Source organism: Enterobacter sp. BIDMC 29, from assembly GCF_019378755.1.
In the GTDB taxonomy this organism is placed as follows: Bacteria; Pseudomonadota; Gammaproteobacteria; order Enterobacterales; family Enterobacteriaceae; genus Enterobacter; species Enterobacter ludwigii.
In genome coordinates, this window is sequence record NZ_CP080000.1 from 137,316 (window position 1) to 160,215 (window position 22,900).

A 22,900-nucleotide genomic window follows, 5' to 3' on the forward strand; every position below is an offset into this window, starting at 1 on the left:
AACGGCTGGAGCTTTTCCAGTATGTTGCATACAGATTTCCTCAAAACGGCCTCCGGGCCGTTTTGTTTTGTCTGAGTTTTGAGCGGATGGTGCGTTTTTAAGGCTAAAAATAGCCTTAAAGTGTGAAAAAAGCCGCAGCAACATGCCCCAACCGTTCTCGACTCACCTAAGTGATGCCGCTATAATGCCGCGTCTTAATGAATGTCTTCGGGATGATTCTGGCGACAGGGAATGTGAATCTGCACTAAGAGAGCATCCCGGTATAACAGACAGATTCAGAGTTGACCGAGCACTGTGATTTTTTTGAGGTAACAAGATGCAAGTTTCAGTTGAAACCACTCAAGGCCTTGGCCGCCGTGTAACGATTACTATCGCTGCTGACAGCATCGAAACTGCTGTGAAAAGCGAGCTGGTCAACGTAGCAAAAAAAGTACGTATTGACGGCTTCCGTAAGGGCAAAGTACCGATGAATGTTGTTGCTCAGCGTTATGGCGCTTCCGTGCGTCAGGATGTGCTGGGTGAACTGATGAGCCGCAACTTTATTGATGCGATCATCAAAGAAAAAATTAATCCGGCCGGTGCGCCGAATTACGTTCCAGGCGAATACAAACAGGGCGAAGACTTCACCTACTCCGTAGAGTTCGAAGTGTACCCGGAAGTTGAGCTGAAAGGTCTGGAATCTATCGAAGTTGAAAAACCTGTTGTTTCCGTGACTGACGAAGACGTTGACGGCATGCTGGACACCCTGCGTAAGCAGCAGGCGAACTGGAAAGAGAAAGAAGGTGCTGTTGACGCGGAAGACCGTGTGACCATCGACTTCACCGGTTCTGTAGACGGCGAAGAGTTCGAAGGCGGTAAAGCGTCTGACTTCGTACTGGCAATGGGCCAGGGTCGTATGATCCCAGGCTTCGAAGACGGTATCAAAGGTCACAAAGCGGGCGAAGAGTTCACCATCGACGTGACCTTCCCGGAAGAGTACCACGCTGAAAACCTGAAAGGTAAAGCAGCGAAGTTCGTTATCAACCTGAAGAAAGTTGAAGAGCGCGAACTGCCTGAACTGACTGAAGAATTCATCAAGCGTTTCGGCGTGGAAGATGGTTCTGTAGCCGGTCTGCGTACCGAAGTGCGTAAAAACATGGAACGTGAGCTGAACGGCGCTGTACGTAACCGTGTGAAATCTCAGGCGATTGACGGTCTGGTAAAAGCGAACGAAATCGACGTTCCGGCTGCCCTGATTGACAGCGAAATCGACGTTCTGCGCCGTCAGGCTGCACAGCGTTTCGGTGGCAACCAGCAGCAAGCGATGGAACTGCCACGCGAGCTGTTCGAAGAGCAAGCTAAACGCCGCGTTGTTGTTGGCCTGCTGCTGGGCGAAGTGATTCGTACCCACGAGCTGAAAGCTGACGAAGAGCGTGTGAAAGGCCTGATCGAAGAGATGGCTTCTGCATACGAAGATCCATCAGAAGTGATCGAGTTCTACGGTAAGAACAAAGAGCTGATGGACAACATGCGCAATGTTGCACTGGAAGAGCAGGCTGTTGAAGCGGTACTGGCGAAAGCGAAAGTGACCGAAAAAGCGACCTCTTTCAACGAACTGATGAACCAGCAGGCGTAATTTCGCCCCCAGGGTTTAAAGTTTGAACAAAAAACCCGTTGCCTTCCGGCGACGGGTTTTTTTTATCACGGCTTTACCCCAGGAAGAGTGCTAAAACGCCCTTTCAGTGTTAGCGTAACAACAAAAGGTTGTTATGCTTGAAATAGGGCAGTATGAACCCCATAAGTGTGTAATCACGATGATTGAGACTGGCTGATAATCCGTCCGTAAGGTTACAATCAGTACAGCAGGTGTTTTCAATTTTGATCCAGGAGACGGAAATGTCATACAGTGGCGAACGAGATAACTTTGCACCCCATATGGCTCTGGTGCCAATGGTTATTGAACAGACCTCACGTGGTGAGCGTTCTTTTGATATCTATTCCCGTCTGCTCAAGGAGCGCGTTATCTTTTTGACCGGCCAGGTGGAAGACCACATGGCTAACCTGATCGTGGCGCAGATGCTGTTTCTGGAAGCGGAAAACCCGGAAAAAGACATTTACCTGTACATTAACTCCCCGGGCGGCGTGATCACGGCAGGTATGTCCATTTATGACACCATGCAATTCATCAAGCCAGATGTCAGCACTATCTGTATGGGGCAGGCTGCATCTATGGGTGCGTTCCTGTTAACCGCAGGGGCTAAAGGTAAGCGTTTCTGCCTGCCAAATTCCCGCGTGATGATTCACCAGCCGCTGGGGGGTTATCAGGGGCAGGCGACGGATATTGAAATCCACGCCCGCGAAATTCTGAAAGTAAAAGCGCGCATGAATGAACTTATGGCGCAGCATACGGGTCAATCTCTTGAGCAGATCGAGCGCGATACCGAGCGCGATCGTTTCCTCTCTGCCTCTGAGGCTGTTGAGTACGGCTTAGTCGACTCCGTTTTGACCCATCGTAATTGATGCCCGTGACGCGAGTGTGCCGCTATACTCAGGTAGGGCGGCATGTTGCTAAAAGCAGCTTGCGTCTGAAAATGGCATTTGCGTCGTCATGTGCGGCACAAAGAACTTAAAAAGAGGTTTGGACTCATGACAGATAAACGCAAAGATGGTTCGGGCAAACTGCTGTACTGCTCTTTTTGCGGCAAAAGCCAGCATGAAGTGCGTAAACTGATTGCCGGGCCGTCCGTGTATATCTGCGACGAATGTGTTGACTTATGTAACGACATTATTCGCGAAGAGATTAAAGAAGTAGCACCTCACCGCGAGCGCAGCGCGCTGCCAACGCCGCATGAAATTCGTCATCATCTTGACGACTATGTCATCGGTCAGGAGCAGGCGAAAAAAGTGCTCGCCGTGGCGGTATACAACCACTACAAACGCCTGCGTAACGGTGATACCAGCAATGGCGTAGAACTGGGTAAAAGTAATATTCTGCTGATCGGCCCAACCGGTTCCGGTAAAACGCTGCTGGCTGAAACGCTGGCGCGTCTGCTGGATGTTCCGTTCACAATGGCCGATGCCACCACCCTGACCGAAGCCGGTTATGTGGGTGAGGACGTAGAAAACATCATCCAGAAACTGCTGCAGAAATGCGATTACGATGTACAGAAAGCGCAGCGCGGGATTGTTTACATCGATGAGATCGACAAGATCTCCCGTAAATCTGACAACCCGTCCATCACCCGTGACGTATCGGGTGAGGGCGTGCAGCAGGCGCTGCTGAAGCTGATCGAAGGTACGGTTGCAGCCGTTCCACCGCAGGGTGGCCGTAAACATCCTCAGCAGGAGTTCCTGCAGGTTGATACGTCCAAGATCCTGTTCATCTGTGGTGGTGCGTTTGCCGGTCTGGATAAAGTGATCTCTCACCGTGTTGAAACCGGCTCCGGCATTGGTTTTGGCGCGACGGTGAAAGCCTCGTCTGAAAAGCCGAACGAAGGCGAGCTGCTGTCACAGGTTGAGCCAGAAGACTTGATCAAGTTTGGTCTGATTCCTGAGTTCATTGGCCGTCTGCCTGTTGTGGCAACGCTGAACGAACTGAGTGAAGACGCGCTGATCCAGATCCTGAAAGAGCCGAAAAATGCGCTGACCAAGCAGTATCAGGCGCTGTTCAATCTGGAAGGCGTTGAGCTGGAATTCCGTGACGAAGCGCTGGACGCGATTGCCAAGAAAGCGATGATCCGTAAAACCGGTGCGCGTGGCCTGCGTTCTATCGTGGAAGCGGCGCTGCTTGACACCATGTACGATCTGCCGTCGATGGAAGATGTTGAGAAAGTGGTGATTGATGAGTCGGTCATTAGCGGCCAGACCAAGCCATTGCTGATTTATGGCAAGCCGGAAGCTCAACAGGCATCTGGCGAATAATTCACCAAATCATACAAGCAGTTAATCAAAAAGGGGGGATTTTATCTCCCCTTTTATTTTTCCGTATACGCGGCGTTGAATGTGTGGGAAACATCCCCATATACTGGATACATGTTAATGGTTATGTGAAGCACAGTGACATGACCAGTTTACCTGGCGGACACTAAACTAAGAGAGAGCTCTATGAATCCTGAGCGTTCTGAACGCATTGAAATCCCCGTATTGCCGTTGCGCGATGTGGTGGTTTATCCGCACATGGTCATACCCTTATTTGTAGGGCGGGAAAAATCTATCCGTTGCCTCGAAGCCGCCATGGATCATGATAAAAAAATCATGCTGGTGGCGCAGAAAGAAGCATCAACGGATGAGCCGGGTGTAAACGATCTTTTCACCGTCGGGACCGTGGCCTCTATTTTGCAGATGCTGAAGCTGCCTGACGGCACCGTTAAGGTGCTGGTAGAAGGCTTGCAGCGTGCGCGTATTACCACCCTGTCTGACGATGGCGAGCATTTCTCTGCCAAGGCAGAGTACCTTGAATCACCTCAGCTGGATGAGCGCGAGCAGGAAGTGCTGGTGCGCACCGCGATTAGCCAGTTCGAAGGCTATATCAAGCTGAACAAGAAAATCCCACCAGAAGTGCTGACGTCGCTGAACAGCATCGACGATCCTGCGCGTCTGGCGGACACCATCGCTGCACACATGCCGCTGAAGCTGGCTGACAAACAGTCCGTTCTGGAGATGTCCGACGTTAACGAACGTCTGGAATATCTGATGGCGATGATGGAGTCTGAAATCGATCTGCTGCAGGTTGAGAAGCGTATTCGTAACCGCGTTAAAAAGCAGATGGAGAAATCTCAGCGTGAGTACTATCTGAATGAGCAAATGAAAGCCATTCAGAAAGAGCTCGGCGAGATGGATGACGCGCCGGACGAAAACGAAGCGCTGAAGCGTAAGATCGACGCGGCGAAAATGCCGAAAGAGGCCAAAGAGAAAGCCGAAGCAGAACTGCAGAAGCTGAAAATGATGTCTCCAATGTCGGCTGAAGCGACCGTCGTGCGCGGCTATATCGAATGGATGGTTCAGGTTCCCTGGAATGCCCGCAGCAAGGTCAAAAAAGACCTGCGTCAGGCGCAGGAGATCCTGGATACCGACCACTACGGCCTTGAGCGCGTGAAAGACCGCATTCTTGAGTACCTCGCAGTCCAGAGCCGTGTGAACAAAATCAAAGGCCCGATTCTTTGCCTGGTGGGACCACCGGGGGTAGGGAAAACCTCTCTGGGTCAGTCCATCGCCAAAGCGACCGGACGTAAGTATATCCGTATGGCGCTGGGTGGCGTACGCGATGAAGCGGAGATCCGCGGTCACCGTCGTACCTACATCGGTTCTATGCCGGGTAAACTGATCCAGAAGATGGCGAAAGTGGGCGTTAAAAACCCGCTGTTCCTGCTCGATGAGATCGACAAAATGTCTTCGGACATGCGTGGCGATCCGGCGTCTGCTTTGCTGGAAGTTCTTGATCCAGAACAGAACGTGGCGTTCAGCGATCACTACCTCGAAGTGGATTACGACCTGAGCGATGTCATGTTTGTCGCGACCTCGAACTCCATGAACATTCCGGCGCCGCTGCTGGACCGTATGGAAGTGATTCGTCTCTCCGGTTATACCGAAGACGAAAAACTGAACATTGCGAAACGGCACCTGCTGCCGAAGCAGATTGAGCGTAATGCGCTGAAAGCCAACGAGCTGACCGTTGAGGACAGCGCGATTATTGGCATCATCCGCTACTACACCCGTGAAGCGGGCGTGCGTAGCCTTGAGCGCGAAATCTCTAAACTGTGCCGTAAGGCGGTTAAACAGCTGCTGCTGGATAAGAGCCTGAAACACATCGTGATCAATGGCGACAACCTGCATGCCTATCTGGGCGTTCAGCGCTTTGACTATGGTCGTGCGGACAATGAAAACCGCGTGGGCCAGGTCACCGGTCTGGCATGGACGGAAGTGGGTGGCGATCTGCTGACCATTGAAACCGCCTGTGTCCCGGGTAAAGGCAAGCTGACCTACACCGGCTCTCTGGGTGAAGTGATGCAGGAGTCGATTCAGGCCGCGCTGACCGTGGTACGCGCGCGTGCGGAGAAATTGGGCATTAACCCTGATTTCTACGAGAAACGCGATATCCACGTGCACGTGCCTGAAGGGGCAACGCCGAAAGATGGCCCAAGCGCAGGTATTGCCATGTGTACCGCACTGGTTTCCTGCCTTACCGGCAACCCGGTGCGTGCCGATGTGGCCATGACCGGTGAGATCACGTTGCGTGGCCAGGTGCTGCCAATCGGTGGGTTAAAAGAAAAACTGCTGGCGGCACACCGTGGTGGGATCAAAACCGTATTGATCCCTTACGAAAATAAACGCGACCTGGAAGAGATTCCGGACAACGTGATTGCCGATCTGCAGATTCATCCTGTGAAGCGAATTGAGGAAGTTCTGACTCTCGCCCTGCAGAATGAACCTTCCGGAATGCAGGTTGTAACCGCAAAATAGTGACCTCGCGCAAAGAGCGTCAATAAAAGTAAGGCTGGTAAGTCATTTCGCACTTGCCAGCCTTTTTTTGTATAGCTAATTTAGATTGCTGATTAGGCCAGCCATCAACAACGGGTGTTGTAAGGTCATGGCAGGCCTGATATAACTGCTGCGCGGTCGCGTTGTGAAGGATTCAGGCGCGATATAAATTATAAAGAGAGGAAGAGAACAGTGAATAAATCTCAACTGATTGACAAAATTGCTGCTGGTGCTGATATTTCTAAAGCTGCAGCTGGACGTGCGTTAGATGCATTAATTGCTTCTGTTACTGAATCTCTGCAGGCTGGGGACGACGTTGCACTGGTAGGCTTCGGTACTTTTGCTGTTAAAGAGCGTGCTGCCCGTACTGGCCGCAACCCTCAGACCGGTAAAGAGATCACCATTGCTGCCGCTAAAGTGCCGGGTTTCCGTGCAGGTAAAGCGCTGAAAGACGCAGTAAACTGATTGCTTTCCCATCTCAGGGAAGCCGAATAGTACAAGGGCGCATCATTTGATGTGCCTTTTTTGTTTGTCCAGGCCTGATTTGTGCGAGTTTATGCGAGTTGTGGGCTGACAATCGCACCGTTTTCTTGTCACAATACGCCTTTACGCGCGACGGGCAGGATTTTCCGTTAGCGTCAGGTAACCAGTCACCTACAGCGGAGTGTTGTTACACCATGATGGACAGCTTACGCACGGCTGCTAACAGTCTCGTGCTCAAGATTATTTTCGGTATCATTATCGTGTCGTTCATATTGACCGGCGTGAGCAGTTACCTTATCGGCGGTGGCGCGAACTATGCCGCAAAAGTGAATGGCCAGGAGATCAGCCGTGGTCAGTTCGAGAATGCTTTTGCCGGTGAACGTAACCGTATGCAGCAACAGCTGGGCGACCAATTCTCTGAACTCGCGGCAAACGAAGGGTATATGAAATCCCTGCGCCAACAGACCCTGAACCGTCTGATCGACGAAGCGCTGCTCGATCAATACGCGAAAAAACTGGGGCTGGGCATCAGCGATGAGCAGGTTAAAAAAGCCATCTTATCGACTCAGGCTTTCCAGTCTAACGGCAAATTCGACAATGCGCGTTACAACGGCATCATTAATCAGATGGGCATGACTGCCGATCAATACGCTCAGGCTCTGCGTAATCAACTGACAACCCAACAGCTCATCAATGCCGTCGTTGGCACTGATTTCATGCTCAAAGGTGAGACGGAAGAGCTGGCAGCCCTGGTTGCACAGCAGCGCGTGGTACGTGAAGCGACCATCGATGTGAATGCTCTGGCGGCGAAGCAGCAGGTTAGCGACGCGGACATTAACGCCTACTACGAGCAGAACAAGAGTAACTTCGTTGCTCCAGAACAGTTCCGTGTGAGCTACATCAAGCTGGATGCTGCCGCGCTGCAGGAAACAGCCTCTGACGCGGAAATTCAGTCTTATTACGATCAGCATCAGGATCAGTTCACTCAGCCGCAGCGTAACCGCTACAGCGTGATCCAGACCAAAACTGAAGCAGACGCCAAAGCCGTGCTGGATGAGCTGAATAAGGGCGCTGATTTCGCCTCCCTCGCGAAAGCAAAATCCACCGATATTATCTCTGCTAAAAACGGCGGTGATATGGGTTGGCTGGAAGAGAGCACCACGCCTGACGAACTGAAAAATGCCGGTCTGAAAGACAAAGGCCAGCTTTCGGGTGTCATTAAATCTTCCGTTGGTTTCCTGGTGGCGCGTCTGGATGACATCGAGGCCGCGAAAACCAAGCCGCTGGCTGACGTTCGCGATGATATCGCAGCGAAAGTGAAGCAGGAAAAAGCGCTGGATGCTTACTACGCGCTGCAACAGAAAGTCAGTGATGCTGCCAGCAATGACAACGAATCTCTGGCGGGTGCTGAGCAGGCTGCAGGGGTGAAAGCGGTTGAGACCGGCTGGTTCGGTCGTAATAACCTGCCGGAAGAGCTGAATTTCAAACCGGTTGCTGATGCCATCTTCAACGGTGGTCTGGTTGGCGAGAACGGCACGCCGGGCAGCAACTCTGACATCATTACCGTCGACGGCGATCGTGCGTTTGTTCTTCGCGTCAGCGAGCACAAACCAGAAGCGATTAAACCGCTGGCAGAAGTGAAAGATCAGGTGGTTGCTCAGGTTAAGCACAACAAAGCGGAACAGCAGGCAAAACTGGATGCTGAGAAGATTCTGGTTGACCTGAAAGCGGGTAAACAGGATGCGCTGAAAGCGGCAGGTCTGAGCTTCGGTGAGCCAAAAACGCTGAGCCGTACCGGTCAGGATCCTGTCAGTCAGGCAGCGTTCGGTCTGAGCCTGCCTGCGAAGGACAAACCAAGCTTCGGTACCACTACCGATATGCAGGGTAACGTCGTTCTGCTCGCGCTGGACGATGTGAAAGCAGGCACGATGCCTGAAGAGCAGAAGAAAGCGATGGTGCAGGGTATTACCCAGAACAATGCCCAGATTGCTTTCGAAGCGATGATGAGCAACCTGCGCACAGAAGCCAAAATCAAGCTCGGTGACGTGATGACTCAGCAGCAATAATTACGTATCTGCTCGCATATTTTCGTAACGCTCTGCAATAACTAAAGGCCGCTTTCGCGGCCTTTTCCATTTCTGCAATCTGCCATTTGTACCGGGTTATAACGCTGGATATTGTGGCCTGGCTGTCAACAAACAAGGAGATAACAGCATGAAATGTGGAATCAAGGCTTTGTTCATTACTCTGGCGATTGCCACCACCGGGATGAGCGCAGGTGCGCTGGCGACGACACCTGCGGCGAAAACACCGGCGGTGCAAACCAGGTCTGACGCAGCGGCACCCGCAGCTGGCCAGACGAAAGCCACGGATGCCGGAAAAAGCGCGGATGATGACGGTACGCGAGTCAGTATCAATTCGGCATCGGCAGAGGATCTCGCCCGGGTAATGAATGGCGTAGGGCTAAAAAAAGCGCAGGCGATAGTCAGCTATCGCGAAGAGTACGGTCCTTTCAAAACGGTTGACGATCTTAAGCAAGTGCCCGGTATGGGCGGAGCGCTGGTTGAGCGCAACCTCTCACACCTGACGTTGTAATCACATAATTACTTGCACGGCGGCAAAATTTTGCCAGGATAAAGAGGTCATACCAGTCATGACCTCTTATCCTATAACAACAGTAAAGGCTATTGCGCTATGCAGACAAAAATCAAAGTACGCGGCTACCACATCGATGTTTACCAGCACGTCAACAACGCCCGTTATCTTGAGTTTCTTGAAGAAGCGCGCTGGGACGGTCTGGAAAGCAGCGAAAGCTTTCAGTGGATGACCGCGCACAACATCGCGTTCGTGGTCGTCAACATCAATATCAACTACCGTCGCCCGGCCGTGCTGGGTGATGTGCTGACCATCACCAGCCAGCTTCAACAGTTAAACGGCAAGAGCGGCGTGTTAACCCAGGCGGTGACGCTGGATCCTGAAGGCCAGGCCGTTGCCGACGCGCTGATCACCTTTGTCTGTATCGATCTGAAAACCCAGAAAGCGTTGCCGCTGGAAGGGGAGTTGCGGGAAAAACTGCAGTTGATGATCGTCTAAGCGCGTTGTGTTCATGACCCGTGCTGTCGATATTCTGTTCGCCAGCACGGTCAAAGAGGCTTATTTGAGCCCGGTTTTTTTCTTCATCGCCAACATCACGCCCGCTTTATCGGCCAGATAGTGATTCAGTCCGTTTGCGCGCAGATTACAGGCCGCACACTGGCCACAACCATCACCTTTTATGCCGTTGTAGCAGGTAAGGGTTTCGCTGCGAACCATGTCCAGTTTGCCCCAGTAGTCTGCCAGCGCCCAGGTTTCCGCTTTATCAAGCCACATCAGTGGCGTTTCAAAGCGCGTCTCTTTTGCCATCCCCAGATTCACGGCGTGGTTGAGAGCCTTCACGAACTCGTCACGGCAGTCAGGGTACCCGGAGAAGTCGGTTTCACACACGCCCGTGATCACCGCTTCGGCTTTCACCTGGTAGGCGTAGATCGCCGTCAGCGTCAGGAAGAGAATGTTGCGGCCTGGCACAAAGGTGTTCGGAATACCGCTGGCATCAGGTTCATAGTCAGGAACGGGAATACTGTCGCGGGTGAGGCTACTGACGGCCAGTTCATTTAACAGCGTAACGTCCAGCACCTTATGCGCGCGCGCGCCCAGTTTCAGCGCCAGTTCATGGGCGACGTCGATTTCAGCGCGATGTCGCTGACCATAATCGAAAGTGACACAGTGAACTTCATCGTACTGATGAAGCGCCTGAACCAGGCAGGTAGTGGAATCTTGTCCTCCGCTGAACACGACGACGGCACGTTTCATAAATCATCTCGACAGTTACGGTAAAAACATCATGTTACCGTCTGACTACGGCGACGACCAGCTTCTTCACGATTTGGGGGCCGGGAGCCAGGCTTCGGTGAAATCGAACCAGCCGCGGGTGTTAAGCCGTATGCCATTGACTCCCGGGGGGGCGCTGATTTGGTACTGGTAGTTAAACAACGGCGTCAGCACCGCGCTCTCCATGAGTTGGGTGAAAATAGCTTTCAGCCCGCGATGCCGGGCATGCTCGTCAGCCTGAGTCTGAACGGCATCCAGTGTCGCCTGCAGATGGGCATATTGCGGCGTGCTCAGCAGGTGCGGCCATAGCGCATCGCAGCGAAGCCACTGCTCAAGGGTGTATTCCGGTGCTTCGCCAATCAGCCTATCTCCCATCATAAGGTCCGCGTCGGCAAGATGCTGACATCCGTCCCACGTTTTGGCATCGTGAAAGATGACCGTTAACGCACAGCCCTGGCGGGAAAGATACGCTTTTAGCTGACTCGCCATGGTATGTAACTCGACGGGCAGATGGTAAATCAGGGTCAGCGTCTCAGGCAAAGGGACATCCGTGAGATCCGGCCACTCAGGAATACGCCAGCCCGGCAGCAACTCCTGCGTTGGGGTGATAAGCCCCTCATCCAGAGGAAGAGTATGCAGAAGCGTTGAGAGGTGAATGATGTTGATAAGGCGTCTTGCCTGCATTTCGCTAAGACGCGGGCTGCGCTTCAGCGTGAGGTAGCAAAACCCCAGGCTGATGCTGTTACTCACTAGCCGCAAACGGGTCAGTTCGTCAGGCTCTCCGATGGCGATTTGTACCGGATGCCGGCAGCTGGTTCCAAGCCCCTGATCAAATAGCTGAGGGGTGATCCAGAACTCGATGGCCTTCAGTAGCGGGTGGCTAAGGTGATACTGCTCATGGCTTTCCAGACGAACCAGGTCCGGCTTATACGCGGTGAGCCTGAAAGGTCCGCTGCCTGTCATCGGTTGTGCCGGGTGCGCCACACGGCTGCAATAGGTTGCCAGCCGATGCGCCAGCCAGTAGTCGGGCTTGTGTAAAATAAACGTCAGACACTGCGGATGGGTAACTTCAATGCGCAGCACGCTCTGAAAAAGCCTGTGCATGGCCGGGAGCGTCAACATCGCATTCAGACTCTCCTGTAACTGGACCGTTTCGACTTTATCACCGTTATGCCAGTGAAGCGTGGAGCGAATATAAAAATGCCAGCGCAGCCCGTCCTCCGACACGTCCCAGTGATGGGCAAGATCGCCCGTCGGTTCGCTGCTGTTACCGTGAAAACGCGTCAGCCCGGAAAAAACCTGTCCTGCCAGATGCTGTTCCGCCCGACCGGGTAAAAAGCCGGGATGCAGTGGATCCAGCGAGCGGTAATAGGGAATGCGCAGCGTCGGCGTATCGTTTTGCCACTGGCCGCCTAAAAACGGATGAAGCAGTGACCGCAGCTCCTCCGGTGCCAGCTGGGCCAGCTCAAGCGCGTTATGCTGCTGCCCACGCTTCAGCGCCTCTTCCATCATCGCATTGCGCAGTGACTCCGGGGTGACGTGGAAAGTCAGCTCCCCACGCTTACCGCGGCCAGACTGCGCTCGCCAGCTAAGCCAGCCCGCCTCCTGCGCCTGACGCAGTAACGTACGGACATGCCGTTCGCTGCAAAAACAGCGGGCGGCCAGCTCGCTGATGGTGGCCTGCTGCGTCGCGCCAGCGGAAGGCTGCCACAAACGGTGGTACTGGTTGAGTCGGTTAAGCTGGCGCATGAGAAACCCTGAACAATAATTATCATCTATTCACTATTACTTCCGTATATCTCACGCAATACTGATGCACAAGTTAACCGCATCACATTTCAGGAGTAATCATGGCTCGTCTCGCTGCGTTTGATATGGACGGTACGTTGTTAATGCCGGATCACCGTCTGGGTGAGAAAACCCTGAGTGCTCTTAAGCGCCTGCACGAACGTGATGTCACCCTGACGTTTGCCACCGGCCGTCATGTGCTGGAGATGCGCCATTTGCTGGGGGCATTTTCCCTGGATGCTTTTCTTATTACCGGCAACGGGACGCGCATTCACTCTGTCGAAGGCGATGTTCTCCACCGTCAGGATCTCAACCCGGAAGTGGCAGATATCGTCCTGCACAGCACCTGGGACACCCGGGCCAGCGTTCATGTCTTTAACGATAACGGCTGGTTTACCGGGCATGACATTCCGGCATTGCTGCACGCCCATGTCTACAGTGGTTTCCGCTATCAGCTCATCGATCTGCGCCGTATTCCGGCTCACGCGGTGACGAAGATCTGTTTCTGCGGCGATCATGACGATCTTTGTCGCTTACGCATTCAACTGAATGACGCGTTAGGCGACCGGGCACACCTGACCTTTTCAGCGGTGGACTGTCTCGAGGTTTTGCCGGTTGGGTGTAATAAAGGATCGGCGCTGGCGGTACTGAGCGATCACTTAGGCTTAACGATGCAGGAATGTATGGCGTTTGGCGACGCCATGAACGACCGCGAAATGCTGGGCAGCGTTGGTCGCGGTCTGATCATGGGAAATGCGATGCCGCAGTTGAAGGCAGAGCTTCCCCATCTACCGGTTATCGGACACTGCGGTAACGAAGCAGTGTCTCATTTTTTGACGCATTGGCTGGACAACAACAACCTCCCATATTCCCCCGAATAGTGAGACCCTTCCAGCAAGCCAGACCCCGGTCTGGCTTTTTTTTATTTCACCAGCTGCGTAATCTGCGCTTTCCACGGCTCAATATCGCCGATGTTTGCCTGAACCCACTGCGCATTGTAATAGGTCTCAAGATAGCGCTCGCCGCTGTCGCAGAGCAGGGTGACGATAGAGCCGGTGCGCCCCTCTTCACGCATGCGAGCCGCAAGCTGCAGGGCTCCCCACATGTTGGTGCCGGTAGATGCACCGACTTTACGGCCAATCTGTGTCTCCAGCCAGTGCGCCGTTGCCACGCTGGCGGCATCCGGCACGCGGAGCATCTCATCCACCACGTCCGGAATGAATGAAGGCTCCACGCGCGGGCGGCCAATACCTTCAATCTTACTGCCCACCGGGCTGCGCAGATCCGCATTGCGGCTTTGCCAGTAGTCCAGGAACACCGAGTTCTGCGGATCAACCACCATCAGCTGCGTATCATAGCCCTGACAGCGGATGTAACGTCCCAGGGTGGCTGAGGTGCCGCCAGTACCGGCGCTCATCACGATGTACGACGGAACAGGGTGAGGTTCGTGGGTCATCTGGCGGAAAATACTGTCGGCAATGTTGTTATTGCCGCGCCAGTCTGTGGCTCGCTCCGCAAAGGTGAACTGGTCCATATAGTGGCCATTCAGCTCACGGGCCAGCATTTCAGACGCAGCGTAAATTTCGCAGGCGCTTTCCACAAAGTGGCAGCGTCCACCGTAAAATTCAATCTGCTCAATTTTTCGTTTCGCGGTGCAGGAGGGCATCACGGCGATAAACGGCAGGCCCAGCAGGCGGGCAAAGTAGGCTTCGGATACGGCGGTTGAACCGGAGGAGGATTCAATAATCGTGGTTCCCTCCTTAATCCAGCCGTTACATAAACCGTATAAAAAGAGCGAACGCGCCAGGCGATGCTTCAGGCTACCGGTGGGATGGGTGCTTTCATCTTTCAGGTACAGCTGGATGCCAGCAAAACCCGGCAGAGCCAGGCGAATGAGATGGGTGTCCGCCGAGCGCTGATAGTCGGCATTGATTTCGCTGATGGCATGTTTAACCCAGGCGCTATTCATCGTATTTATCCGTTTGTCATTTTGTGCCCAGCATAGCGAAAAGCACAGAAAAAATTGTTGCTATATGGCCTTTAAAATAGAATGAAGGGAGAAAATTTTTCTCTGTGAGGTGGGTATGCTAGATAAAATAGACCGTAAGCTGCTTTCTTTACTGCAAAGTGACTGTACCCTCTCTTTGCAGGCACTGGCAGATGCCGTTAATCTGACCACCACGCCGTGCTGGAAGCGCCTCAAGAAGCTTGAAGATGACGGCATCCTTCTGGGGCGAGTCGCGCTTTTAGATCCCGAAAAACTGGGGCTTGGGTTGACGGCATTTGTCCTGATAAAAACCCAACATCACAGCAGCGAGTGGTACAGCCGCTTCGTAACACAGGTCTCCGAGATGCCGGAGGTGCTCGGTTTCTGGCGCATGGCGGGAGAGTATGACTATCTGATGCGCGTCCAGGTGGCAGACATGAAGCGTTATGATGATTTTTACAAGCGGCTGGTGAACAGCGTACCGGGCTTGTCGGACGTCACCTCGAGCTTCGCCATGGAACAGATTAAATACACCACAGCACTACCCATTGATTAATTGAATAACTTCCCGGCGTAGCCGGATCCATACCTTCAGGAACAAACCGCGTGCGATTATTTGCCCAATTAAGCTGGTACTTTCGTCGGGAGTGGCAACGCTACCTCGGCGCTGTGGCCCTGCTTATTATCATTGCCATCCTGCAGTTAATTCCGCCGAAAGTGGTGGGATACGTGGTGGATGGCGTTACAGAACAGCATTACACCACCGCACGGGTGTTGATGTGGGTCGGCACGCTGGTGCTGACAGCCATCATTGTCTATCTGCTGCGCTACGTCTGGCGGGTACTGCTGTTTGGCGCGTCCTATCAGCTGGCCGTCGAACTGCGTGAAGATTTTTATCGTCAGCTGAGCCGCCAGCATCCCGAGTTCTACCTGCGTCATCGCACCGGGGATCTTATCGCTCGCGCCACCAATGACGTTGACCGCGTCGTGTTTGCCGCCGGGGAAGGGGTGTTAACGCTGGTGGACTCTCTGGTGATGGGCTGTGCGGTTCTGATTGTGATGTCCACCCAGATAAGCTGGCAGCTCACGCTGCTGGCGTTGCTGCCTATGCCGCTGATGGCGCTGGCAATCAACCGCTATGGCGAACAGCTTCATGAGCGCTTCAAGCTGGCGCAGGCGGCGTTTTCCTCGCTGAATGACCGTACGCAGGAGAGCATGACCAGCATCCGCATGATCAAAGCGTTTGGCCTGGAAGATCGACAATCCGCGCTGTTTGCAGCCGATGCCGCCGACACGGGGGCGAAGAACATGCGCGTTGCGCGTATCGATGCGCGGTTTGACCCGACAATCTATGTCGCGATTGGCATGGCAAACCTGCTGGCCATTGGTGGCGGGAGCTGGATGGTGGTGCAGGGCTCGCTAACCCTCGGGCAATTGACCAGCTTTGCCATGTACCTGGGGCTGATGATATGGCCGATGCTGGCACTGGCCTGGATGTTTAACATCGTAGAGCGCGGCAGCGCCGCCTACAGCCGTATTCGCGCGATGCTTGCCGAAGCGCCAGTGGTGAATGACGGTAGCGAATCGGTACCGGAAGGGCGCGGCGTGATGAATGTCGACGTCCGTAAGTTTGTGTATCCGCAAACGGAACATACGGTACTGGAGAACGTCAGCTTTACGCTCAAACCGGGTCAGATGCTCGGTATCTGCGGTCCGACAGGCGCCGGGAAAAGTACCGTACTCTCCCTGATTCAACGTCACTTTGACGTCACGCAGGGCGATATTCGCTTCCATGATATTCCGTTGACGAACCTGCTGCTCGATGACTGGCGCGGTCGTCTGGCGGTGGTCAGCCAGACGCCGTTTCTCTTTTCTGACACCGTGGCGAATAACATTGCCCTCGGACGCCCGGCGGCGACTCAGGAAGAGATTGAGCACGTCGCGCGCCTGGCCAGCGTCCATGACGATATTCTGCGTCTGCCACAGGGCTATGAAACGGAAGTGGGTGAGCGTGGCGTTATGCTTTCCGGCGGGCAAAAACAGCGTCTCTCGATTGCCCGCGCGCTGCTGCTGAATGCCGAAATCCTGATCCTTGATGATGCGCTCTCCGCCGTCGATGGCCGCACCGAGCACCAGATCCTGCATAACCTGCGACAGTGGGGGGATGGAAGGACGGTGATCATCAGTGCACACCGGTTGTCGGCGCTGACGGAAGCCAATGAAATTCTGGTATTACAGCACGGGCACATTGCCCAGCGCGGACAGCATGAACCGCTTGCGGAGCAACCGGGCTGGTATCGCGATATGTATCGTTATCAGCAGCTTGAAGCGGCGCTAGACGACGCCCCGGAACAGGATGAGGAGAACGCTAATGCGTAAGACCGTGACGCAGTGGCCGACGCTAAAACGCCTGCTGGCCTATGGTTCTCCGTGGCGAAAACCGCTTTCACTTGCCGTGCTGTTGCTGTGGATTGCCGCGATTGCAGAAGTGAGCGGTCCGCTGCTCATCAGCTACTTTATCGACAATATGGTGGCGAAAAGCTATTTGCCGCTGGGGCTCGTCGCGGGGTTAGGTGTGGCCTACGTTGGGCTACAGCTGACTGCGGCGTCACTGCATTACGCCCAGTCTCTGCTCTTTAACCGGGCGGCCGTGGGCGTGGTGCAGAAGTTACGTACGGATGTGATGGATGCGGCACTGCGCCAGCCGTTGAGCGAGTTTGATACCCAGCCGGTTGGGCAGGTGATATCCCGGGTGACCAACGATACCGAGGTGATCCGCGATCTGTATGTCACCGTCGTGGCAACCGTGCTGCGCAGCGCGGCGCTGATTGGCGCCATGCTGGTGGCGATGTTTAGCCTCAACTGGCGTATGGCTCTGGTGGCGATCACCATCTTCCCGGCCGTATTGATTGTAATGGTCATCTATCAACGCTACAGCACGCCGATTGTGCGTCGGGTGCGCGCCTATCTGGCCGATATCAACGATGGCTTCAACGAAGTGATCAACGGCATGAGCGTCATTCAGCAGTTCCGCCAGCAGGCACGCTTTGGTGAACGCATGGGGGAAGCCAGCCGGTCGCACTATATGGCGCGCATGCAGACGCTGCGACTGGACGGTTTCCTGCTGCGTCCGCTGCTGAGCCTCTTCTCGGCGCTGGTTCTCTGTGGCCTGCTGATGCTTTTCGGGATGAGCGCGAACGGAACAATTGAAGTTGGGGTTCTGTACGCTTTTATCAGCTATCTGGGACGCCTTAATGAACCGTTGATAGAACTCACCACCCAGCAGTCTATGTTGCAACAGGCCGTGGTGGCGGGGGAGCGCGTGTTCGAACTGATGGACCGGCCACGTCAGACCTACGGCGATGATGAGCGTCCTTTGCAAAGCGGAGAGATTACGTTTGATAAGGTCTCGTTTGCTTACCGTGAAGACCGTCTGGTGTTGCAGGACATCTCTCTTGATGTGCCGTCGCGCGGCTTTGTGGCGCTGGTGGGGCACACCGGCAGCGGCAAAAGTACCCTCGCCAGCCTGTTGATGGGCTATTACCCGGTCAGTCAGGGTGAAATCCGCATTGATGGTCGTCCGCTCGCATCACTGAGCCACAATGTGTTGCGCAAAGGCGTTGCAATGGTGCAGCAAGACCCGGTAGTCATGGCCGATACCTTTTACGCCAACGTCACTCTCGGTCGGGACTATACCCAGCAACAGGTGTGGGATGTGCTGGAAACCGTGCAGCTGGCAGAGCTGGCGCGCGGCTTTAGCGATGGGATCAATACCCGGCTCGGTGAGCAGGGGAATAACCTCTCGGTAGGACAAAAGCAGCTTCTGGCCCTGGCGCGGGTGCTGATTGAAACGCCGCAGGTGCTGATACTCGACGAAGCAACCGCCAGCATTGACTCTGGTACTGAGCAGGCTATCCAGCTGGCGCTGGCCGCGGTGCGTGACCACACGACGCTGGTGGTTATCGCACACCGTCTTTCAACGATTGTCGACGCAGACACCATCCTGGTGCTGCACCGCGGTCAGGCCGTCGAACGCGGTACGCACCGGGAGCTGCTCGAAGCAAAAGGGCGCTACTGGCAGATGTATCAGCTGCAGCTGGCCGGTGAAGAGCTGGCCGCCAGCGTGCGTGAGGACGAATCCCTCAGCGCCTGATGCACCAAAACAAGGCAGCGCGCTAACAGTCATTACTGTTGGTGCAAAACTGAAACGCACCGTGCACTGTCATGGTGCGTTTTTTTTCACCGGTTCGTTAAACACGCTCATGCAATGCTCATTGCACCGCGTTTCCCTCAGGTTTTCATTTCTGGCACACCCCTTGCAATGTCTTCTGCGTATTAGCGGCGGCCATTACCGAATTCTGACTGGAGGGGATCTATGAAGCTGGTTACGGTTGTAATCAAACCATTCAAACTCGAAGACGTGCGTGAAGCATTGTCTTCCATGGGTATTCAGGGACTGACTGTCACCGAAGTGAAAGGCTTTGGTCGTCAGAAGGGTCATGCCGAGCTTTACCGCGGGGCAGAATACAGCGTTAACTTCCTGCCAAAAGTAAAAATTGATGTCGCGATTGCTGATGACCAGCTTGATGAAGTTATTGATGTCATTAGCAAAGCGGCCTACACCGGCAAAATTGGCGACGGCAAAATTTTCGTTGCCGAATTGCAGCGCGTCATTCGCATCCGTACCGGCGAATCTGACGAAGCGGCACTGTAAGTAACTCCTGGCACACAGTGATAGGGATCGAGAAAATGAAGATAGCAACAATCAAAACGGGTCTGGGTTCGCTGGCACTGCTGCCGGGCCTGGCACTGGCTGCCCCTGCGGTGGCAGACAAAGCCGATAACGCCTTTATGATGATCAGCACCGCGCTGGTGCTGTTCATGTCCATTCCGGGCATTGCGCTGTTCTATGGCGGCCTGATCCGTGGCAAAAACGTTCTCTCCATGCTGACGCAGGTTGCCGTCACGTTCGCGCTGGTTTGCGTGTTGTGGGTGGTCTACGGTTACTCTCTGGCCTTCGGCACGGGCAATGCGTTCTTCGGAAACTTTGACTGGGTCATGCTGAAAAACATCGAACTGACCGCGCTGATGGGCAGTTTCTATCAATATATTCACGTTGCCTTCCAGGGCTCGTTCGCCTGTATCACCGTCGGGCTGATCGTCGGAGCGCTGGCTGAGCGTATTCGCTTCTCCGCCGTACTGATCTTCGTGGTGGTCTGGCTGACGCTCTCCTATGTGCCGATTGCGCACATGGTCTGGGGTGGCGGTCTGCTGGCGAGCCATGGCGCGCTGGACTTCGCAGGCGGTACTGTTGTACACATCAACGCCGCGGTGGCGGGCCTGGTAGGGGCATACCTGATTGGCAAACGCGTGGGCTTCGGTAAAGAAGCGTTCAAACCGCACAACCTGCCGATGGTCTTTACCGGTACAGCGATCCTTTACTTTGGCTGGTTCGGCTTCAACGCCGGTTCAGCAAGCGCAGCAAACGAAATCGCCGCGCTGGCCTTCGTGAACACGGTTGTGGCCACGGCGGGTGCGATCCTCTCATGGGTGTTTGGTGAGTGGGCGGTACGCGGTAAGCCTTCACTGCTGGGTGCCTGTTCAGGTGCAATTGCCGGTCTGGTTGGTATCACGCCAGCTTGTGGCTACGTTGGTGTTGGCGGCGCGCTGCTTGTCGGGCTGGTTGCCGGTCTGGCGGGTCTGTGGGGTGTGACGGCGCTGAAACGTGTTCTGCGCGTCGATGACCCGTGCGATGTCTTCGGTGTACACGGCGTCTGCGGCATCGTCGGCTGTATCATGACCGGTATCTTCGCGGCGAAATCGCTGGGTGGCGTGGGTTACGCAGAAGGCGTCACCATGGTTCACCAGGTGCTGGTGCAGCTGGAAAGTATTGCCATCACCGTCGTGTGGTCTGCCGTTGTGGCCTTCATCGGCTATAAGCTGGCGGATATGACCGTCGGTCTGCGTGTTCCGGAAGAGCAGGAACGCGAAGGTCTGGACGTAAACAGCCACGGCGAGAATGCGTACAACGCCTGATAAGCAAAACGGCAACCCAGGGTTGCCGTTTTCGTTTTGTTCCCTCTCCCGTCGGGAGAGGGCCGCAGTACAACATCACCCGCGGTTACGCATTACCCCTTCCTGCACCGTCGACGCGACCAGCACGCCATCCTGAGTGTAAAACTCACCGCGCACAAAGCCGCGCGCGCTTGACGCCGAAGTACTCTCCACGCTGTAGAGCAGCCACTCGTTCATGTCGAACGGACGATGGAACCACATGGAGTGATCGATGGTGGCCACCTGCATCCCTTTTTCAAGGAAGCCCACGCCGTGCGGCTGCAGCGCTACCGGCAGGAAGTTGAAATCTGAGGCATAACCCAGCAGATACTGATGAACGCGGAAATCCGCGGGCACGGTACCGTTAGCGCGGATCCAGACCTGACGCTTTGGCTCGGCCGTGTGGCCTTTCATCGGGTTATGGAATTCGACAGGGCGGATCTCAAGCGGTTTATCGCAGAGAAACTTCTCCTTTACCTGCGGTGGAAGCAGATGCGCCAGCGCACGGGCGATATCGGTCTCGGATTTGAGATCGTCTGGCGACGGCGCGGGTGGCATCGTTTTCTGATGCTCATAACCCGGTTCCGGCGCCTGGAACGAGGCGGTCATGTAAAAGATAGGCTTGCCATTCTGAACCGCCGCCACACGACGCGCGCTAAAGCTGTTGCCATCCCGCAATACCTCAACGTCATACACGATGGGTTTTGCGCTATCACCAGGGCGTAAGAAGTAGCTGTGAAATGAGTGCACCAGACGGTCTGCAGGGACGGTCTCCTTTGCTGCGTAGAGCGCTTGTCCTACGACTTGCCCGCCGAAGACCTGGCGTAAGCCGAGATCTTCGCTCTGTCCGCGAAAGAGTCCTTCCTCAATTTTTTCCAGATTCAGTAATGTCAGCAGATTGTTCAGTGCCTGACTCATAGTTGTCCTCAATAAACGCCGTAGCGAAAGATAGGCAGAGTATAACGCAGAAATGAAAGTGGTCCGATGGGTAGAATAATCTGAATATCTGGACGATTTTAGGCATAAATCAGTGATCTGTGCCAAACTTACCTGTGTTATGTGATTGAAATGACATCGGATGGGATCGATCCCGCTGGTGCATTGATGATAAGGAGACTTCAATGAAACTCGTGCCCATGCTAAGTGGTGTAGCAATTGCGGTGGCGTTGTCCGCCTGTGCAGGAAAGAGCGCCCAGGTGCCGGTGCCAGCAGCAGATCCAAACGGGATTAATACACTCTCACAGCAGTCCATTCAGCAGCCTAACGTTTCCGGGACTATCTGGATTAAACAGAAAGTCGCGTTACCGCCAGATGCGGTATTAACGGTAACCCTGTCTGATGCTTCCCTGGCAGACGCGCCGTCTAAAGTATTGGCCCAGCGTGCCGTACGTACGGAAGGTAAGCAGGCACCGTTTAGCTTCGTGTTGCCGTATAACCCATCAGACGTGCAGCCTAATGCCCGTATCCTCCTGAGCGCAGCAGTAACGATCAACGATAAACTGGTGTTTATCACCGATACGGTGCAGGAAGCGATTAACCACGGCGGGACAAAAGTTGACCTGAACCTGGTTCCGGTACAGCAAACCGAAGTGCCGGTTGCGCCACAGACTAACCAACCGTCTCTGCCAACCCCTCCGACCCAAATGTAACGCTTTAAACCCTCTCCTTCGGGAGAGGGTTTAATACACCCAGCGGTACTTTTGCAAATCAATCTGTCCTGACCCCGACACCTGCACCCCTTCTGACAGTAACGCCTGACGCTGGCGCTGCAGATCCGGCCCGGTCAACGAGATTGTCCCATGACGATTTACCACCCGATGCCATGGCAGGGTGCTTCCTTCCGGCAACCTTTTCAGTACGCCACCGACCTGCCGCGCCGCACGCGGAGAACCGGCCAGACGCGCTACGTCGCCATAGGTGGTGACATAACCTTCCGGCACAGAGGCCACAATTTGCCATACGCGTTGTGGAAAGGAGTCATGTTCGTCCATACGTCTACCTGTGGGGAATGTCTGGACAGTCATGTTAAACGAAGATAAACCCAATTGCTGCGCCAGTTTGCGCAAGAAACCAGCATCCGGTTGCGGGTCGCTTGCAATTGGCGGTAAGCACAGGGATAATGCGCCAGCGCGTTGGTTATCAACGCTCTCAATGGGGGCTCTGTTGGTTCTCCCGCAACGCTACTCTGTTCACCAGGTCAGGTCCGGAAGGAAGCAGCCAGGGCAGACGACGTGTGTGCCGGGATGTAGCTGGCAGGGCCCCCAC

The 22,900-nt window shown here is 54.5% G+C and carries 20 protein-coding genes and 1 other RNA gene; 16 read left to right on the forward strand and 5 right to left on the reverse strand.

All coding sequences use genetic code 11. The features are described 5' to 3' along the window. Positions 1-316 precede the first annotated feature (316 nt). The 8 genes from tig to JTA15_RS00685 all read left to right on the forward strand — a co-directional run bounded on the left by tig (position 317) and on the right by JTA15_RS00685 (position 10,032). Positions 317-1,615, forward strand: a complete 1,299-nt coding sequence (gene tig, locus JTA15_RS00650; protein WP_014168868.1) for a trigger factor — start codon at positions 317-319, stop codon at positions 1,613-1,615. A 260-nt stretch (positions 1,616-1,875) separates the two neighbouring features. Continuing rightward, the gene (gene clpP / locus JTA15_RS00655; RefSeq protein WP_020885210.1) at positions 1,876-2,499 is read left to right on the forward strand and encodes an ATP-dependent Clp endopeptidase proteolytic subunit ClpP; all 624 of its coding nucleotides are present in this window, start codon (positions 1,876-1,878) and stop codon (positions 2,497-2,499) included. Between the two features lie 126 nt (positions 2,500-2,625). After that, positions 2,626-3,900 carry an ATP-dependent protease ATP-binding subunit ClpX gene (clpX, locus tag JTA15_RS00660; protein ID WP_020885209.1) on the forward strand — a complete coding sequence of 425 codons (1,275 nt, stop codon included), beginning with the start codon at positions 2,626-2,628 and terminating at the stop codon, positions 3,898-3,900. Between the two features lie 183 nt (positions 3,901-4,083). Continuing rightward, the gene (lon, locus tag JTA15_RS00665; RefSeq protein ID WP_014168872.1) at positions 4,084-6,438 is read left to right on the forward strand and encodes an endopeptidase La; all 2,355 of its coding nucleotides are present in this window, start codon (positions 4,084-4,086) and stop codon (positions 6,436-6,438) included. A 210-nt stretch (positions 6,439-6,648) separates the two neighbouring features. Next, positions 6,649-6,921: a nucleoid-associated protein HU-beta gene (gene hupB / locus JTA15_RS00670; protein WP_002444653.1), complete on the forward strand. Its 273-nt coding sequence runs from the start codon at positions 6,649-6,651 to the stop codon at positions 6,919-6,921. 212 nt (positions 6,922-7,133) lie between these two features. After that, positions 7,134-9,005 carry a peptidylprolyl isomerase gene (ppiD, locus tag JTA15_RS00675; RefSeq protein WP_020885208.1) on the forward strand — a complete coding sequence of 624 codons (1,872 nt, stop codon included), beginning with the start codon at positions 7,134-7,136 and terminating at the stop codon, positions 9,003-9,005. 148 nt (positions 9,006-9,153) lie between these two features. Continuing rightward, entirely contained in the window at positions 9,154-9,534 is a 381-nt protein-coding gene (locus JTA15_RS00680; RefSeq protein ID WP_040016787.1) for a helix-hairpin-helix domain-containing protein, read from the forward strand. A 99-nt stretch (positions 9,535-9,633) separates the two neighbouring features. Further along, positions 9,634-10,032, forward strand: coding sequence for a YbgC/FadM family acyl-CoA thioesterase (locus JTA15_RS00685; protein ID WP_014168875.1), 399 nt, complete (start codon positions 9,634-9,636; stop codon positions 10,030-10,032). A gap of 60 nt (positions 10,033-10,092) precedes the next feature. On the opposite strand, the gene queC is transcribed toward JTA15_RS00685, so the two are convergent. Together queC and JTA15_RS00695 are read right to left on the reverse strand one after the other, a co-directional pair. Then, on the reverse strand, positions 10,093-10,788 hold the full coding sequence (gene queC, locus JTA15_RS00690) for a 7-cyano-7-deazaguanine synthase QueC (protein ID WP_219372738.1): 696 nt from the start codon (positions 10,786-10,788) through the stop codon (positions 10,093-10,095). Between the two features lie 66 nt (positions 10,789-10,854). Beyond that, positions 10,855-12,555, reverse strand: coding sequence for an SgrR family transcriptional regulator (locus JTA15_RS00695; protein ID WP_219372739.1), 1,701 nt, complete (start codon positions 12,553-12,555; stop codon positions 10,855-10,857). Between the two features lie 101 nt (positions 12,556-12,656). Between JTA15_RS00695 and cof the strand changes: the two genes are divergently transcribed. Next, positions 12,657-13,475, forward strand: a complete 819-nt coding sequence (cof, locus tag JTA15_RS00700; protein ID WP_219372740.1) for an HMP-PP phosphatase — start codon at positions 12,657-12,659, stop codon at positions 13,473-13,475. Between the two features lie 41 nt (positions 13,476-13,516). Here the strand turns inward: cof and JTA15_RS00705 are convergent, their stop codons facing one another. After that, positions 13,517-14,563, reverse strand: a complete 1,047-nt coding sequence (locus JTA15_RS00705) for a PLP-dependent cysteine synthase family protein (RefSeq protein WP_040016790.1) — start codon at positions 14,561-14,563, stop codon at positions 13,517-13,519. Positions 14,564-14,678: 115 nt separating this feature from the next. Here JTA15_RS00705 and JTA15_RS00710 point away from each other — a divergent pair, with 115 nt between their 5' ends. From JTA15_RS00710 to amtB, 5 genes are all read left to right on the forward strand, one after another. Further along, positions 14,679-15,137: an Lrp/AsnC family transcriptional regulator gene (locus JTA15_RS00710; RefSeq protein ID WP_020885204.1), complete on the forward strand. Its 459-nt coding sequence runs from the start codon at positions 14,679-14,681 to the stop codon at positions 15,135-15,137. A gap of 50 nt (positions 15,138-15,187) precedes the next feature. After that, positions 15,188-16,960: a SmdA family multidrug ABC transporter permease/ATP-binding protein gene (locus tag JTA15_RS00715; RefSeq protein WP_032677523.1), complete on the forward strand. Its 1,773-nt coding sequence runs from the start codon at positions 15,188-15,190 to the stop codon at positions 16,958-16,960. Next, on the forward strand, positions 16,953-18,734 hold the full coding sequence (locus JTA15_RS00720; protein WP_020885202.1) for a SmdB family multidrug efflux ABC transporter permease/ATP-binding protein: 1,782 nt from the start codon (positions 16,953-16,955) through the stop codon (positions 18,732-18,734). Before JTA15_RS00715 ends, JTA15_RS00720 begins: the two co-directional genes overlap by 8 nt. A 222-nt stretch (positions 18,735-18,956) precedes the next feature. Continuing rightward, a complete protein-coding gene (gene glnK / locus JTA15_RS00725) occupies positions 18,957-19,295 on the forward strand; it encodes a P-II family nitrogen regulator (RefSeq protein WP_008503304.1) in 339 nt (112 codons plus the stop codon). Positions 19,296-19,330: 35 nt separating this feature from the next. Continuing rightward, positions 19,331-20,617 carry an ammonium transporter AmtB gene (gene amtB, locus JTA15_RS00730; protein ID WP_020885201.1) on the forward strand — a complete coding sequence of 429 codons (1,287 nt, stop codon included), beginning with the start codon at positions 19,331-19,333 and terminating at the stop codon, positions 20,615-20,617. Between the two features lie 75 nt (positions 20,618-20,692). Here amtB and tesB read toward each other — a convergent pair whose 3' ends face one another. After that, complete coding sequence (gene tesB / locus JTA15_RS00735; protein WP_020885200.1) at positions 20,693-21,553, reverse strand: acyl-CoA thioesterase II; 861 nt, start codon at positions 21,551-21,553, stop codon at positions 20,693-20,695. A 203-nt stretch (positions 21,554-21,756) separates the two neighbouring features. Here tesB and JTA15_RS00740 point away from each other — a divergent pair, with 203 nt between their 5' ends. After that, positions 21,757-22,284 (forward strand): YbaY family lipoprotein, encoded by a 528-nt coding sequence (locus JTA15_RS00740; RefSeq protein ID WP_014168885.1) that lies wholly within the window; start codon positions 21,757-21,759, stop codon positions 22,282-22,284. 30 nt (positions 22,285-22,314) lie between these two features. On the opposite strand, the gene JTA15_RS00745 is transcribed toward JTA15_RS00740, so the two are convergent. Then, positions 22,315-22,626, reverse strand: a complete 312-nt coding sequence (locus tag JTA15_RS00745) for an MGMT family protein (protein ID WP_020885199.1) — start codon at positions 22,624-22,626, stop codon at positions 22,315-22,317. Positions 22,627-22,796: 170 nt separating this feature from the next. Between JTA15_RS00745 and ffs the strand changes: the two genes are divergently transcribed. Then, positions 22,797-22,893: signal recognition particle sRNA small type (gene ffs, locus JTA15_RS00750), an RNA gene on the forward strand. The last annotated feature ends 7 nt before the right edge of the window (positions 22,894-22,900 follow it).

Excerpts from the sequence above, each read along its gene's own strand:
- tig (WP_014168868.1), top strand. The coding sequence starts at position 317 with ATGCAAGTTTCAGTTGAAACCACTCAAGGCCTTGGCCGCCGTGTAACG.
- queC (WP_219372738.1), bottom strand. The coding sequence starts at position 10,788 with ATGAAACGTGCCGTCGTCGTGTTCAGCGGAGGACAAGATTCCACTACC.
- JTA15_RS00705 (WP_040016790.1), bottom strand. The coding sequence starts at position 14,563 with ATGAATAGCGCCTGGGTTAAACATGCCATCAGCGAAATCAATGCCGAC.
- JTA15_RS00710 (WP_020885204.1), top strand. The coding sequence starts at position 14,679 with ATGCTAGATAAAATAGACCGTAAGCTGCTTTCTTTACTGCAAAGTGAC.
- JTA15_RS00685 (WP_014168875.1), top strand. The coding sequence starts at position 9,634 with ATGCAGACAAAAATCAAAGTACGCGGCTACCACATCGATGTTTACCAG.
- lon (WP_014168872.1), top strand. The coding sequence starts at position 4,084 with ATGAATCCTGAGCGTTCTGAACGCATTGAAATCCCCGTATTGCCGTTG.
- JTA15_RS00695 (WP_219372739.1), bottom strand. The coding sequence starts at position 12,555 with ATGCGCCAGCTTAACCGACTCAACCAGTACCACCGTTTGTGGCAGCCT.
- clpP (WP_020885210.1), top strand. The coding sequence starts at position 1,876 with ATGTCATACAGTGGCGAACGAGATAACTTTGCACCCCATATGGCTCTG.
- JTA15_RS00720 (WP_020885202.1), top strand. The coding sequence starts at position 16,953 with ATGCGTAAGACCGTGACGCAGTGGCCGACGCTAAAACGCCTGCTGGCC.
- JTA15_RS00680 (WP_040016787.1), top strand. The coding sequence starts at position 9,154 with ATGAAATGTGGAATCAAGGCTTTGTTCATTACTCTGGCGATTGCCACC.
- cof (WP_219372740.1), top strand. The coding sequence starts at position 12,657 with ATGGCTCGTCTCGCTGCGTTTGATATGGACGGTACGTTGTTAATGCCG.
- tesB (WP_020885200.1), bottom strand. The coding sequence starts at position 21,553 with ATGAGTCAGGCACTGAACAATCTGCTGACATTACTGAATCTGGAAAAA.
- amtB (WP_020885201.1), top strand. The coding sequence starts at position 19,331 with ATGAAGATAGCAACAATCAAAACGGGTCTGGGTTCGCTGGCACTGCTG.
- clpX (WP_020885209.1), top strand. The coding sequence starts at position 2,626 with ATGACAGATAAACGCAAAGATGGTTCGGGCAAACTGCTGTACTGCTCT.
- JTA15_RS00745 (WP_020885199.1), bottom strand. The coding sequence starts at position 22,626 with ATGGACGAACATGACTCCTTTCCACAACGCGTATGGCAAATTGTGGCC.
- JTA15_RS00740 (WP_014168885.1), top strand. The coding sequence starts at position 21,757 with ATGAAACTCGTGCCCATGCTAAGTGGTGTAGCAATTGCGGTGGCGTTG.
- ppiD (WP_020885208.1), top strand. The coding sequence starts at position 7,134 with ATGATGGACAGCTTACGCACGGCTGCTAACAGTCTCGTGCTCAAGATT.
- glnK (WP_008503304.1), top strand. The coding sequence starts at position 18,957 with ATGAAGCTGGTTACGGTTGTAATCAAACCATTCAAACTCGAAGACGTG.